Here is a 14990-nt window from a genome sequence, read left to right as displayed (position 1 = left end):
AACCGTGCCTCGCCCAGACTCCGGCTCAACTCATACGCCACCATGCGAGAGCCACAGGCTGTGGGCGAACACAAACCTGTGGCGAGGGAGCTTGCTCCCGCTCGGCTGCGCAGCAGTCGTCAGCCTTTCAATCTCGACTTACCTGAATTAGCTCATTGACACGATTGCGAGCGCTGCGCACTCGAGCGGGAGCAAGCTCCCTCGCCACACTGGATCGCTTCAATCCTTAGGATCAATTGGCCAACCGTGCCCCGCCCAGACTCCCGCTCAACTCATACGCCGCCATGCGAGAGCCACAGGCTGTGGGCGAACACAAACCCTGTGGCGAGGGAGCTTGCTCCCGCTCGGCTGCGCAGCAGTCGTCAGCCTTTCAATCTCGACTTACCTGAAATAGCTCATTGACACGATTGCGAGCGCTGCGCACTCGAGCGGGAGCAAGCTCCCTCGCCACACTGGATCGGGTCAATCCTTAGGATCAATTCGCCACCCGAGCCCCACCCAGACCCCGCTCAACTCATACGCCGCCATGCGAGAGCCGCAGGCTGTGGGCGAACACAAACCCTGTGGCGAGGGAGCTTGCTCCCGCTCGGCTGCGCAGCAGTCGTCAGCCTCTCAATCTTGACTTACCTGAATTAGCTCATTGACACGATTGCGAGCGCTGCGCACTCGAGCGGGAGCAAGCTCCCTCGCCACACTGGATCGGGTCAATCCTTAGGATCAATTGGCCAACCGTGCCCCGCCCAGACTCCTGCTCAACTCATACGCCACCATGCGAGAGCCACAGGCTTTGGGCGAACACAAACCCTGTGGCGAGGGAGCTTGCTCCCGCTCGGCTGCGCAGCAGTCGTCAGCCTTCCAATCTCGACTTACCTGAATTAGCTCATTGACGCGATTGCGAGCGCTGCGCACTCGAGCGGGAGCAAGCTCCCTCGCCACACTGGATCGGGTCAATCCTTAGGATCAATTGGCCACCCGAGCCCCACCCAGACTCCCGCTCAACTCATACGCCGCCATGTGAGAGCCGCAGGCTTTGGGCGAACACAAACCCTGTGGCGAGGGAGCTTGCTCCCGCTCGGCTGCGCAGCAGTCGTCAGCCTTCCAATCTCGACTTACCTGAATTAGCTCATTGACGCGATTGCGAGCGCTGCGCACTCGAGCGGGAGCAAGCTCCCTCGCCACACTGGATCGGGTCAATCCTTAGGATCAATTGGCCACCCGAGCTCCACCCAGACTCCCGCTCAACTCATATGCCACCATGCGAGAGCCACAGGCAGTGGGCGAACACAAAATCTGTGGCGAGGGAGCTTGCTCCCGCTCGGCTGCGCAGCAGTCGTCAGCCTTTCAATCTCGACTTACCTGAATTAGCTCATTGACGCGATTGCGAGCGCTGCGCACTCGAGCGGGAGCAAGCTCCCTCGCCACACTGGATCGGGTCAATCCTTAGGATCAATTGGCCACCCGAGCCCCACCCAGACTCCCGCTCAACTCATACGCCGCCATGTGAGAGCCGCAGGCTTTGGGCGAACACAAACCCTGTGGCGAGGGAGCTTGCTCCCGCTCGGCTGCGCAGCAGTCGTCAGCCTTTCAATCTCGACTTACCTGAATTAGCTCATTGACGCGATTGCGAGCGCTGCGCACTCGAGCGGGAGCAAGCTCCCTCGCCACACTGGATCGGGTCAATCCTTAGGATCAATTGGCCAGCCGTGCCCCGCCCAGACTCCCGCTCAACTCATACGCCGCCATGCGAGAGCCGCAGGCTGTGGGCGAACACAAACCCTGTGGCGAGGGAGCTTGCTCCCGCTCGGCTGCGCAGCAGTCGTCAGCCTTTCAATCTCGACTTACCTGAATTAGCTTATTGACGCGATTGCGAGCGCTGCGCACTCGAGCGGGAGCAAGCTCCCTCGCCACACTGGATCGCTTCAATCCTTAGGATCAATTGGCCAACCGAGCTCCACCCAGACTCCCGCTCAGCTCATACGCCGCCAATTCCGCCTGATGCGCCGCGAGGATCTCCGGCAGCGAGCCGCGCAGGTACTCGACCCAGGTCTTGATCTTCGCATCCAGGTACTGGCGCGACGGGTAGATGGCGTACAGGTTCAGCTCCTGCGAGCGGTAGTTGGGCATGACCCGCACCAGGCTGCCATTGCGCAGACCTTCGATGGCGGCATAGACCGGCAACACACCGACGCCCATGCCGCTGATGATCGCGGTTTTCATCGCGTCGGCGGAGTTCACCAGAAATGGTGAGCTGTTGATGGTGACCATTTCCTGGCCTTCCGGGCCGTCGAACAGCCACTTCTCCAGCGGAATCACCGGGCTGACCAGGCGCAGGCAGGCGTGATTCAACAGGTCGCTGGGCTTCTGCGCGCAGCCGTTGGCTTTTACATAAGCAGGCGACGCGCAAACGATGCTGTAGGTGATGCCCAGCCGTTGCGAAACGAAACCCGAGTCCGGCAGTTCGCTGGCCAGCACGATCGATACGTCGTAGCCCTCGTCCAGCAAATCCGGTACGCGGTTGGCCATGGTCAGGTCGAAGGTCACGTCCGGGTGGGACTTGCGATAGCGGGCGATCGCATCGATCACGAAGTGCTGACCGATCCCGGTCATGGTATGCACCTTGAGCTGTCCGGCCGGGCGTGCATGGGCGTCGCTGGCCTCGGCTTCGGCTTCCTCGACATAGGCGAGGATCTGCCCGCAGCGCAGCAAATAACGTTTACCGGCCTCGGTCAGGGCGATGCGGCGGGTGGTGCGGTTGAGTAAACGGGTTTGCAGGTGGGCTTCCAGGTTGGAAACCGCGCGCGAGACGTTGGCTGTCGTGGTATCGAGCTGCACGGCAGCGGCAGTGAAGCTGCCGGCTTCGGCGACACAGCTGAAGGCGCGCATGTTTTGCAAAGTGTCCATGGGGTGCTCTCGGGTGCGATGACAAATTGTGACACGAAGTTACGGAGTGCTGTGACCCCGACCAAGGGATTATCTCGTGAACGGTAACAAAGATTCACAGGATTCCCGGCTTATCGCTGCTCAAGCCCACCCCTAGAATTGCGCCCATCTCTTACGGGACGTCCTCCCCACCTCAGGAATTTGCAGCAGTGCCGCGTCGCATCAGCAGAGAGCTGAAGACTCTCAGTGTTTGGGTTTTATCGTTAGCAATCAGCGGCTGCATCGGAACCGGAGGTATTGCGCCACAGGGCAAGGCATTCGACGCCAATACATTGGCCACCGACGAGGCCATTCAAAGCGCCGCCAAGGATGCTCACTGGCCCACCGCGCAGTGGTGGCAGGCCTATGGCGACCCGCAACTCAATCACTGGATCGACCTCGCCGTGCAAGGCAGTCCGAGCATGGCCATGGCCGCTGCTCGTGTGCGTCAGGCCAAGTCCATGGCCGGTGTTGCCGAATCGGCCGAGTCGTTGCAGGTCAATGGCCAATCCACCCTCAAGCGCCATAACTGGCCCACCGATCAGTTTTACGGTCCGGGCGAGCTGGCCAACACCACCACTTGGGACAACAACGCCGCTCTCGGTTTCAGCTACGCCCTCGACCTTTGGGGCCGCGAAAGCAATGCCACCGAACGCGCCGTCGACATGGCCCACATGAGCGCCGCCGAAGCGCGCATGGCTCAGCTCGAATTGCAGAACAACGTGGTCCGCGCCTACATCCAGCTGTCGCTGCATTACGCGCAGCGGGACATCGTGGCCGCGACCCTCAAGCAGCAACAGCAGATTCTCGAGCTTGCACAAAAGCGCCTGGATGGCGGCATCGGTACCCATTTCGAAGTCAGCCAGGCACAAACCCCGTTGCCGGAAACCCATCGACAACTGGATGCACTGGACGAAGAAATCGCCCTGAGCCGCAATCAACTTGCGGCATTGGCAGGCAAAGGTCCAGGGGAGGGCGCACAGTTGCAGCGTCCGACGCTGTCCCTTGGTACCGCACTGAAACTACCCTCGGCATTGCCTGCGCAATTGCTCGGCCAACGCCCGGACGTGGTCGCCAGTCGCTGGCAAGTCGCGGCCCAGGCGCGCGGGATCGAGGTGGCGCACGCTGGCTTCTACCCCAACGTCGATCTGGTCGGCAGCCTTGGTTACATGGCCACCGGTGGCGGGGCGCTGGAGTTCCTGACCGGCAAGAAGCTCAACTACAACGTCGGGCCGGCGATCTCCCTGCCGATCTTCGACGGTGGGCGCTTGCGCTCGGAGTTGGGCGAAGCCTCGGCCGGCTATGACATCGCCGTGGCGAAGTACAACCAGACCCTGGTCGATGCGCTCAAAAGCATCTCCGATCAGTTGATCCGCCGCGAGTCCATGGACAAACAGCAAGCCTTCGCCGAGGAGTCGGTGGCGGCGGCGCAGAAAACCTACGACATCGCGATGATCGCCTATCAGCGCGGGCTCACTGATTACCTCAACGTGCTGAATGCCCAAAGCCTGCTGTTCAAGCAGCAGCAAGTGCAACAACAGGTTCAGGCCGCGCGTTTGAGCGCCCATGCCGAACTGGTCACTGCCCTTGGTGGCGGGCTCGGCGCCGGTAACGACGTGCCGCCCGACAGCAAAGTCCAGGCGCCGAAAACCCCAGCCATTCTCTCTGCCCTCGACCACTGAACAGGACACCATGACTCCCTTGCCTGCACCGCTGCGCTGGCTGTATTCCCTTGAATGGCGCCGGGGTTTTTTCGACTGGGCACGCAGTGACGGCGTGACCTGGGTCTACATCTTCAAGGTGCTGACCGCCGCGTTCCTGACCCTCTGGCTGGCCATGCGCCTGGAGCTGCCGCAACCGCGCACCGCGATGATCACCGTGTTCATCGTCATGCAGCCGCAGAGCGGCCAGGTGTTCGCCAAGAGCTTCTATCGCTTCCTCGGTACGCTGGCTGGCTCGGCGGTGATGGTCGCGCTGATTGCCTTGTTCGCCCAGAACACCGAACTGTTCCTCGGCTCGCTGGCGATCTGGGTCGGCATCTGCACGGCCGGTGCCGCGCGTTATCGCAACTTCCGCGCCTACGGGTTTGTGCTCGCCGGTTATACGGCGGCGATGGTCGGCTTGCCGGCGCTGGCGCACCCGGACGGCGCGTTCATGGCGGCAGTCTGGCGGGTGCTGGAAATCTCCCTGGGGATTCTCTGCTCAACCCTGGTCAGCGCCGCGATTCTCCCGCAAACCGCCAGCGCCGCGATGCGCAACGCCTTGTATCAGCGCTTCGGAGTGTTTGCGCTGTTCGTCACCGATGGCTTGCGCGGGCGCAGCCAACGCGAGGCGTTCGAAGCCGGCAACGTGCGCTTTATCGCCGAAGCCGTGGGCCTGGAAGGCTTGCGCAGCGTCACCGTGTTCGAAGACCCGCACATGCGTCGGCGCAATGGTCGGCTCAGTCGCTTGAACAGCGAATTCATGGGCATCACCACCCGGTTCAACGCCTTGCACCAATTGCTCGAACGCTTGCGCAGCAGCGGCACCGAACAGGTAGTGGCTGCGATCAAACCCGGGTTGCAGGACCTCGCCGAAGTGCTCGATGGCTTCTCGGGTCGTGCGCTGACGCATGCCGACGCAGCGCGTCTGGCAGCGCAATTGGCCGCCTATAAAGAAGGGCTGCCGGCGCGGGTGCGCAGCTTGCGGGCGAGCTTTCAGCAGAGCGAACCGAGCGACGCCGAGCAACTGGATTTCCACACCGCCTACGAGTTGCTCTACCGCTTCGTCGACGAAGTGCACAGTTATGCACAGACCCACGCCTCGCTGGCCGAGCACCGCCACGAACGCGAGCAATGGGATGAGCCCTACACCCCGAAAACCAACTGGCTGGCGTCGACCGCGGCGGGCATTCGGGCGTCGTTCATTCTGATTGTGCTGGGCAGTTACTGGGTCGCCACCGCGTGGCCGAGCGGCGCGACCATGACCTTGATCGCTGCTGCCACGGTCGGTCTCTCGGCGGCCACGCCAAACCCCAAGCGCATGGCGTTCCAGATGGCCTGCGGGACGTTGCTCGGTGCGCTGATCGGCTTCGTCGAGATGTTTTTCATCTTCCCGTGGATCGACGGTTTCCCACTGCTGTGCGTGATGCTGGCGCCGGTGATCGTGCTCGGTTCGTTTCTCACCTCACGGCCGCAGTACGCCGGTGTCGGCCTGGGGTTGCTGATCTTTTTCAGCACCGGTTCAGTGCCGGACAACCTGACGGTCTACAACCCCTACACCTTCATCAACGACTACATCGCGATGATCATGGGCATGCTGGTGTGCGCGGCAGCCGGGGCGATCATCCTGCCGCCCAATAGTCGCTGGTTGTGGCGGCGACTGGAGCAGGACTTGCGCGGGCAAGTGGTGTTCGCTATCAGCGGCAAGCTCAAGGGGTTGGCATCGGGTTTTGAAAGCAGCACCCGCGATCTGGTGCACCAGGCTTATGGCCTGGCCACCGGACAGCCTAAGGTGCAACGCGATCTGCTGCGCTGGATGTTCGTGGTGCTGGAAGTCGGCCACGCGATCATCGAGTTGCGCAAGGAACAGGCGATCTTGCCGGTGCACCCGGCCTATGCCGAAACCCAACTGTGGCGCCAGGCGATCCGGGTCATGGGCCGCTCGCTGGTGCGGCTATTTCTGCAACCGAGCCAGAGCAATCTGGAGCGCAGCCTGGTGGCGGTCGACCACGCCATCAGCCGCGTCCAGGCCACCGACGAACCCTTCGCCCCGCACTTCGACACCTCGGCCTTGCGCCGGGTGAAGAGCTACCTGCATTTCATCCGCACTTCGTTGCTCGACCCGCAATCACCGCTGGCAGCGCTCGCTGCCCCGCAAGGACCTGACCATGCCTCGTGAAATCGCCTTCCACGGCGTGTACATGCCGACCATGACCCTGATGTTTTTCATCGCTGCGGCAATGGCCTGGGCACTCGACCGGTTTTTGTCCGGGTTTGATCTGTACCGCTTCTTCTGGCACCCGGCGCTGCTGCGCCTGAGCCTCTTCACCTGTTTGTTCGGCGCTCTTGCGCTGACTGTTTACTCTTGAGACCGATTCGATGAAAAAACTCTTCAGCCTGCTCGCGACCTTGTTGGTACTGGCCCTCGCGCTGTGGATCGGCCGGATCCTCTGGGTGCATTACATGGACACTCCGTGGACCCGTGATGGCCGGGTGCGCGCCGACATCATCAATGTCGCCGCCGACGTCACCGGCGAAGTGGTCGACGTGCCGGTACGTGACAACCAGTTGGTGAAAAAGGGCGACCTGCTGATGCAGATCGATCCCGAGCACTACCAGATCGCGGTGAAACAGGCGCAATCGCTGGTCGCTTCGCGCAAAGCCACGTGGGAGATGCGCAAGGTCAACGCGCACCGTCGCGCCGACCTCGACAACCTGGTGATCTCCAAGGAAAACCGCGACGACGCCAGCAACATTGCCGACTCGGCGCTGGCCGATTACCAACAGGCCCAGGCACAGCTTGAGGCCGCAGAGTTGAACCTCAAGCGCACCAAAGTGCTGGCGGCGGTGGACGGTTATGTCACCAACCTCAACGTCCATCGCGGCGACTACGCGCGCATCGGCGAAGCGAAAATGGCCGTGGTCGACATGAACTCGTTCTGGGTCTACGGCTTCTTCGAAGAAACCAAACTGCCGCATGTGAAAGTCGGCGATCAGGCCGACATGCAATTGATGAGCGGCGAAGTGCTCAAGGGCCATGTCGAGAGCATTTCGCGCGGCATCTACGACCGCGATAACCCGGAAAGCCGCGAGCTGATCGCCGACGTGAATCCGACCTTTAACTGGGTGCGTTTGGCACAACGGGTGCCGGTGCGAATTCACATTGATGAAGTGCCGGACGGGGTGCTGTTGGCGGCGGGGATTACTTGTACGGTGGTGGTGAATCAGGACGGTGCGGAGTAACCCTGTGGCGAGGGGGCTTGCCCCCGTTCGGCTGCGAAGCAGTCGTAAAACCGACAGATGCGTTCTCTCTGACGCAATACGATCATCGATTTTAGGGCCGCTTCGCGACCCAACGGGGGCAAGCCCCCTCGCCACAATGACTGACGCCGGATTGGTTACTGCGGTGAGTCCGGTGGATCAAGGTGATCCAGCGCGCGATTCACCGCCAACTCGGCCAGTGAAATCATCTGCTGAATCGCCAGCGCGGTATTGCGCTTGGGACCTTCAAGCTCAAACGCCAGATCGCTGGCCATGACGTTCACCGACGCGAGCGTCTCGCAGGCGTGGGCCAGCAGGGTTTCACTGTCGACATCGGGGGCGATGACGAAAATGCAGCCGGGACGTCGGTCGGCCAACAATTGCTTGGTCTCGGGTAGCACCAGGTAATGGTCGAGCGCACGGTGCGCGGCGGCGTGGAGTTCTTTTGAATCGAGGGAGGCGTAAGGGGAGGTGCTGTCGGTTTCAGTGGGATTGGGGGTAGCTTTAGACATGGTGATGCTCCAATAGGTTAAGTCACTCCTATGAGATATCCGGGCTACCACACCCGATCGCTGAATGGGCAGCGACCCGAAAAGGTTATCCGTCCTCCATCACCCAACGCACCCGTCAAAACGTGTCGGAACCGTCCTCAGGCGCGCGGGCCATTGTCCTTCAAAAACCTACGCGAGATAAACGTCCTTTTGATCGCTCCCACTCTTCAGTGGGAGCGATCTCATTCAGCCCTGACAATACGTCTCATGCAAATGCCGCCACAGCAACGCACCTGACGGCAGTTTTTCAATCACCGCCGTCGCACGCCGATCATTCAGCACGCCGCTCGCATCGGATTGCACCTCGCGGTAGCTGACGGTGGCGCCGCCTGCATGTTGGTCAATCCCGCTCCATTCGCTCAGGCTGATTTTCAAGCCCGGGCGAGCGCCGCCGAGTTTATCGAACAGCTCGCTCAAACCCGGATAATCCAGCACATTGCCGCCGGGCGCGATCATCGAAAACTGCGGCGAGAAACGTGCCAGCAACTGCGTCAGTAGGCCTTTGTCGGCGCTGCCGGAAAACCATTGCTCGATGTCGGCAAGGGTCTGGGTCACTTCGTTGAAGTATTCGCGATAGTCCGTCATGCGGTTTTTCTCCTTGGGTGAGTGAGGGGTAATGTGCGTCAGCAGCTTGGTGGTGTCCAGACGCAGGATGGCTGACAAGGGGAATAGCGCAAGGGCCACTGAAGGTGCAGGCGTTTATTGATTTCATGAAGGTTAAAGGCTGACCACACAGCTCTAACAAGCTGTGTGGTCAGGGGCGCTTGCCAGGGTAGGGAGAATCAGCCCTGATAGCCGTAAACATGGCCGAGTGCGCCACCTAAGCCCAGGGTGTTGCCCGCCAGCAGAATACGGCCGGTTGCTTGTGTTTGTAGAAGCGCTGGTGTGGTCACCAGTTGAGTGTCTTCCTGGATGCAACCGTTTTGACCGAAGCTTCGGTCAACGGAGCCGTTGGCCAGATAGCGCGCGATATACAGGCGACTGGAGCCGCCAGCGGTGACGATGCTGCCATCCGCCTGCCGGGTCGCACACACCCACTCGTTCCCATGGTCGGCATTGAACGAAGTCAATACCGGGCGACCCTGATTGAACTCGGGGAATGGGTTGCCGGTCGTGTCGAAGCCCACGAGCAGGCCCCAGTTTCTTTGACCGGAACTTGCCTGGCCAATACCCACGACGTTACCGGCGGCGGTGTCGATAAGTTCGTGAAAGATAACCGTACCATTCGGAATGTTCACCAGGGAGAAACCGGGTGTTTGAGTGCCGCCAAAGTGAGTGTCAAGTTCACCCGCGTGAGAATAACGAGCGACATAGCCTTGTGTTTCAGACAGTGAACGTTGAGCACTACCCGCGACCAGAATAGTGTTATCGGCCTGCACCCGGATGGCAGTGACTGACAGACGGGTGAACGCCTGATGATTGATCTCGAGTTGTCCGGTTTTATTGAAGCTTTTATCCAGATTGCCGCGAGTGTCGACTCGCAATACCACACCGCTAGAGGTATCCCCTTTCAAGTAGGTTGCGCTGACGAGGATTGTTCCGTCGGCCAGCAATTGCAGGGTGCTGGAGTCGTCAACCAACTCCCCGAGGGCGCTGTTTTCAATGACCACGCAGCCCTGTTCACCAAAGCTGTGGTCAACCAGGCCATTGATATCGAAGCGAGCAATGACCAGGCGTTTCGGGCTGTAAACGTCTACTTCGCGGGACCAGCCCAGCATGATGATGTGGCCGTCGTCCTGAACGGCGAGCTGGCCGCCTGTCGAGTCGTATCCATTGGCAAAGTTGCCTTGCGCCAGGCCCATGTCGGCAAACGAGGTGTCGACGCTGCCATCAGGATTGAAGCGTGCCAGCCCATAGATCCCTTTCAGGTCGCGGGCCAGCCATGCACTCACCAGAATCTTGTCGTCTGCCAACACAGTGAAACCTTTCACATGCCGGTCGGTGTCAAGTGCGTGCTTGAGTTCAAACAGAGTGATAACGCCTTCGAGACCGAAATGCGGATCACGGTCTCCCGGGATGAAAAAAGTAATCTGGTTATGGGTAATAGCGTCCATGGTATTTACCTTGTATGAGTTTCAGTGTCCGATATGAAGAACGGATTAATTGTTTTTTAGATGTGGTTTTTCATGGGGGCTGATAGGCAGGCCTCATGAGTGAGCAAGTTATAGATCGGTAGATGCTATTGCTATATTTAGTTGCTGGTTTAATGTGTTTGTTTATGTCTGTTGTTTGATTGCTTAGTTGAGGTTTATTGCGGTTGGCTGCGGAGCGATGTCCGCAGCGCGAGGGCGGATGTTAGAGCGTGTTATTGAGCGCAAACTTCTTCTTCAGGATGATATCGAGCAGACCTCTGGGCAGTAACGCGGCCATTAGCGGCAACGCTCGACTGCCATTACCCAGACGCAACAAGTGCGGCGGTTTGCTATGCTGCACAGCCTTGAGCAGATCGTTGGCAAATGTGCTCGCCGGGGTCGGGTTGTTCTGAGACGCCTTGGCCCGGGCGCGAATTCCCTCGCGCAGCGGCCACCAGGGCGATTGTTCGCTGATCAGTTGTTCGGCTTCAACGCCTGCATTCCTGGCAAAACTGGAGGCGATGGCGCCGGGCTGGACTTCCATCACCCGGATGCCGAAGGGCGCCAGTTCCATGCGCAGCGCATCGCTCAAGGCATGCACCGCGGCTTTCGAGGCGCAATAGGCACCGGCGAATGGTGTGACCAAAACGCCGGAGACGCTGCCGATATTCACCACTAATCCCTTGGCGCGACGCAGCACGGGAAACAGCGCGCGGGTGACACCGACCACGGCAAACACATTGGTTTCGAACTGCCGTTGCATCGCCGCGACACCGCCGTCGAGCAGTGGCCCCATGGCGCCGTAACCGGCGTTGTTGATCAGTACGTCAAGGCCGCCGTGTTGCTGGTTGATCCGCTCACTCAATTGTTCGAGTGCCGGCCCGTCATTGACGTCCAGTTGCACGGCGGTGAACCCGGCTGCGGCGAGTATCGCTACATCTTCAGCCTTGCGCGCGGTGGCCAAGACCTCGAACCCGGCGTTTTTGAAGGCGTCAGCCAGGGCGCGGCCAATGCCGCTGGAACAACCGGTGATTAATGCGACGGGCATGGCGCGGTCCTTGTGCAAGGAGAAGAGGGGGGAGAAGGATCAGTCAGAGAAACTACCTTGCAAATGCTCGGCGCGAAACTCCAGGGTTTGTGGGCGATATCCCGGACGCAGCGGCGGCATCGGCAAGCAGTCTTCCCACGTGGCGCCGGCCTGCAATTCGCCGGGGCCACGGTAGCGCGGCGCGGCGTATTGATTGTCCGCCAGATTGACCGTATCGCCCGGCGCATAGGCGGCGACCCGCCAGCGCAACTCGGTCAGCGGCACGTCGTTGCCGTTGTTCAGCTTCAGTTCCAGCGGACGATCCGCCGGGCAGTGTTCCGGTGCGTAGGTGATGCGCAACTCCAGCCGCGCCAGTTGCTTGATCTCGCGGTTGTCCAGCCACATGACCCAGGTTGCGACCAACCCCAGCCCGATGGCCGCCGCCAGAGACACCGGCAAGGCCTTGGCCGGGTAGCGTAGCAACAGGATCAACCAGGTGATGACCAGCAGGACGCCGATGAACATGCTTCAAACCCTCCCAGGGTGCATGGTTATCATCCTACCGAAGGCCTGCACTTCTGGACATCGGCGCAACGCATTGGATGCCGTTGGTCGGCACTGTAATTTCTGACAGTAGCCGTTGTTGTCTGGAGTGAGCTACATCTTGCAGACAAACAAGAAGGAGGTTGCGTTGTGCAGGCTTGGACCAGCGGCATGCATTTCAAGACACCCCGACTCATGGTCAGTGATCCGCGGGGCTTGTCTGTGCGCACGGTGGATTACTATCGCGCTGAAGAAAGCGTAGCGGCGCAAGCCCGAATTAGTCGTAGCGTGTTCGATAAGGCAGGACGTGCCATCGAACAGTGGGATCCGCGGCTCTGGGACCTGCAAAAGGATGATCCCAAGACTCCGGCCAACCAGACAACGGTTTACTCACTTTCTACCAAGGCTTTGAAAACCCTCAGTGTCGACGCCGGGATGCGCGTGCAGTTGTTGGGGCTTGCCGATGAGCTGTTGCGAAGCTGGGACAGTCGCTGCACTCGACAGGAGACTCGATACGATCGCCTGTTGCGACCGTTGGCTGTGCTTGAACAAGACCTTTTCGTGGAATGCTTCGAATACGCTAGACCGGATGACGCCAGTCGCGAACGCAATCAGTGCGGTCAGCTGATTCGTCACGACGACCCGGCGGGAATGCTTCTCTCCACTGAGTTCGACATTCGCGGCAACTGCATCCGCCAGGCCCGACGATTTACCGTTGATCCCGTTCAACCTGACTGGCCGCTATTGCCCGACGACCGCGAGCCACTGCTGGAGTCGCAGTCCTATGAAACCCTGCGGCGTTTCAACCCCCTTGACGATTTACACGAGCAGCGCGATGCCAAAGGTAATCGTCAGCAGCACCGTTACACCCTTGACGGCCGCGTGCGCGAAAGCCGTTGGAAACTGAACGGTGAAAGCGATTGGCACACCGTTGTCAGCGCGATCGAGTACACCGCCGAGGGCAAAATCGAGCGACAGGTGGCCGGTAACGGCGTGGTAACGACCCAAAAGTACCGACCCGAAGACGGTTGGCTGATGGAGCGCAAGGATCGCAACGGCAAGGTGTTGCAATGGCTGATCCATGACTATGACCGAATGGGCAATGTGTTGAGCATTACCGATGCGGCAATGCCCGTACGTTACTTTGCCAATCAGCGCATCGATCCCGTCCGGAGGTATCGCTATGACAGCCTATACCAATTGATTGAGGCATTCGGCTGGGAGGCGAATACCCTTAACAAAGGGCCACAAGTACCGGCGTTGAACGATCCAGCAGCCACATGCAATTACCAGCAGCGTTACAGACACGACGCTGGCGGCAACCTGCTCAAACGCACTCATGTCGGTGCTCGAAGCCTAGGGCTGGAAATGACGGCCGCGCTGTACAGCAACCGCTGCCTGCCTTTACGCCCGGACGGTCAGCCACCCACGCAGGAACAAATCGCAGCCGCTTTTGATGCCAACGGTAACTTGCTGGAGTTGAGTCCCGCTGGCGTCATGACGTGGGATCGGCGTAATCAGTTGCTGTCCGTGTCGCCCGTGGAGCGTGATGTCGAACAGAACGATTACGAGGTCAATGGCTACGACGGAGACAGGCAGCGTGTTCGCAAGGTTCGCTCACTGCAAACCAATGCCCGCACCGTTGTTTACGAGGTGCGTTATCTATTGGGGCTGGAATTACGTATCGACTCGGGCACTGGAGAAGTGCTGGATGTGATTACCCTCCAGGCCGGGCTCATTAGCGTGCGGGTATTGCATTGGCCGTCAGCAGCGCCGCGAGGCATTGCCAACGTTCAATACCGCTACAGCCTTGCCGACCATCAGGGTTCGTGCACCATTGAGCTCGCTGGCGACGGCAGCGTGATCAGCCAGGAGGTTTTTTATTCGTATGGCGAGACCGCCTGGAGCGAGGGCACAGACCGTCATAAAACCCTTCGCTATTCGGGCAAGGAGCGAGATGCGACTGGACTCCACTATTACGGATTAAGGTATTACGCCGCGTGTCTCCAACGGTGGATCAACCCTGACCCCGGGGGCGCCATCGACGGCCCGAATCGATACCGGGCCATGCGCAACAATCCGCTGTTTTATCGTGATGCGGATGGTCTGATACCTACGCCTAATCAAGTACCAGTGGATGCGGTTTATCACGACCTTTCTCGAGAGGGGGTCGTTCACCCTCTTCAAGCAGCAGGGATGCAGCCGATCCGTAATTATTTCGCCGGCAGCCAGGATCCAGCGACGCTTGCTTACCGGCGTCAAATTCCGATAGCGCTTGAAGAGTTGGGTGCTGAAGGCAACAAAGTATTCACCAACACCCACCAGGCACACGTGATTGCTGCGGCTCGAACGCAGACGGCTTCACCTTCCGGTGCTGTGCTGTATCACTCGGGTGAGGTGATGTCGGGTGTGTTGAACCATGTAGTGGGAGAGGACATGACAAGTCGCATCATGGGGCCGATGTCGGTGGCCTTTAATAGTCCGGTCGAATCGCCGCAAGTGCTTGCTGATCGGCGCGAAGGCGTGGCTAACGTTATACAGATAGCCGGCAGAATGGCTTCATATTCTCGAAACCCTGCCCTGAGTGCAGTGGGCAGTGTCGCAGTGACCTATGCGCAACTGATGAGGGTTTCGGAAGCTCAGACGCAAATGCAGTACCGGCAACTGACCCACCTTCGGGTTGCGGTAATTGAAGGCCCGCCTGCCCCCATCGCTGATAGATTGGTGCCTGCCCAAGTGTCGTTGTTTGACACTCCGGAGTCCTCGTCTCGCCCACCGAGCTCTCTGGCGATGCGTTTACTGGCTACTGGGTTTCCTGCAAATGAACAGTCAAGTGCTCCCGCCGATGCCCCTAAAGCGCCAATACGCAGACGAAGCAGATCCAGCTAAAAAAGCCCCCACCCAACCCACTGCGGAT

At 59.8% G+C, this 14990-nt stretch carries 11 protein-coding genes; 5 read left to right on the top strand and 6 right to left on the bottom strand.

What is annotated here, in order from left to right; genetic code table 11:
• Nucleotides 1-1932: 1932 nt before the first annotated feature.
• Complete coding sequence (locus AABM55_RS24140; protein ID WP_054593934.1) at nucleotides 1933-2901, bottom strand: LysR family transcriptional regulator; 969 nt, start codon at nucleotides 2899-2901, stop codon at nucleotides 1933-1935.
• Between the two features lie 188 nt (nucleotides 2902-3089).
• Between AABM55_RS24140 and AABM55_RS24135 the strand changes: the two genes are divergently transcribed.
• Genes AABM55_RS24135 through AABM55_RS24120 form a run of 4 tightly spaced genes read left to right on the top strand, consistent with a single transcriptional unit; the run spans nucleotide 3090 to nucleotide 7862 of the window.
• Nucleotides 3090-4601 (top strand): efflux transporter outer membrane subunit, encoded by a 1512-nt coding sequence (locus AABM55_RS24135; RefSeq protein WP_347927960.1) that lies wholly within the window; start codon nucleotides 3090-3092, stop codon nucleotides 4599-4601.
• Between the two features lie 10 nt (nucleotides 4602-4611).
• The gene (locus AABM55_RS24130) at nucleotides 4612-6798 is read left to right on the top strand and encodes an FUSC family protein (RefSeq protein WP_347927959.1); all 2187 of its coding nucleotides are present in this window, start codon (nucleotides 4612-4614) and stop codon (nucleotides 6796-6798) included.
• A complete protein-coding gene (locus tag AABM55_RS24125) occupies nucleotides 6788-6988 on the top strand; it encodes a DUF1656 domain-containing protein (RefSeq protein WP_054593931.1) in 201 nt (66 codons plus the stop codon). Before AABM55_RS24130 ends, AABM55_RS24125 begins: the two co-directional genes overlap by 11 nt.
• A 10-nt stretch (nucleotides 6989-6998) precedes the next feature.
• Entirely contained in the window at nucleotides 6999-7862 is an 864-nt protein-coding gene (locus AABM55_RS24120; RefSeq protein WP_347927958.1) for an HlyD family secretion protein, read from the top strand.
• A gap of 155 nt (nucleotides 7863-8017) precedes the next feature.
• Here AABM55_RS24120 and AABM55_RS24115 read toward each other — a convergent pair whose 3' ends face one another.
• The 5 genes from AABM55_RS24115 to AABM55_RS24095 all read right to left on the bottom strand — a co-directional run bounded on the left by AABM55_RS24115 (nucleotide 8018) and on the right by AABM55_RS24095 (nucleotide 12055).
• A complete protein-coding gene (locus AABM55_RS24115) occupies nucleotides 8018-8392 on the bottom strand; it encodes a DUF6124 family protein (RefSeq protein WP_347927957.1) in 375 nt (124 codons plus the stop codon).
• 225 nt (nucleotides 8393-8617) lie between these two features.
• Entirely contained in the window at nucleotides 8618-9016 is a 399-nt protein-coding gene (locus AABM55_RS24110) for a DUF4440 domain-containing protein (RefSeq protein ID WP_347927956.1), read from the bottom strand.
• Between the two features lie 197 nt (nucleotides 9017-9213).
• Nucleotides 9214-10485 (bottom strand): hypothetical protein, encoded by a 1272-nt coding sequence (locus AABM55_RS24105; protein ID WP_347927955.1) that lies wholly within the window; start codon nucleotides 10483-10485, stop codon nucleotides 9214-9216.
• 241 nt (nucleotides 10486-10726) lie between these two features.
• Entirely contained in the window at nucleotides 10727-11551 is an 825-nt protein-coding gene (locus AABM55_RS24100) for an SDR family oxidoreductase (RefSeq protein ID WP_054593925.1), read from the bottom strand.
• 39 nt (nucleotides 11552-11590) lie between these two features.
• Entirely contained in the window at nucleotides 11591-12055 is a 465-nt protein-coding gene (locus AABM55_RS24095; protein WP_103315727.1) for a multidrug transporter, read from the bottom strand.
• Between the two features lie 168 nt (nucleotides 12056-12223).
• Here AABM55_RS24095 and AABM55_RS24090 point away from each other — a divergent pair, with 168 nt between their 5' ends.
• Nucleotides 12224-14962 carry an RHS repeat-associated core domain-containing protein gene (locus tag AABM55_RS24090; RefSeq protein WP_347927954.1) on the top strand — a complete coding sequence of 913 codons (2739 nt, stop codon included), beginning with the start codon at nucleotides 12224-12226 and terminating at the stop codon, nucleotides 14960-14962.
• The last annotated feature ends 28 nt before the right edge of the window (nucleotides 14963-14990 follow it).

The sequence above is a fragment of the Pseudomonas helvetica genome (genome assembly GCF_039908645.1).
Taxonomy (GTDB): Bacteria; Pseudomonadota; Gammaproteobacteria; order Pseudomonadales; family Pseudomonadaceae; genus Aquipseudomonas; species Aquipseudomonas helvetica.
The sequence above is the reverse complement of the archived record's forward strand: the minus strand, read 5'-3'. Positions and strand labels throughout refer to the sequence as shown.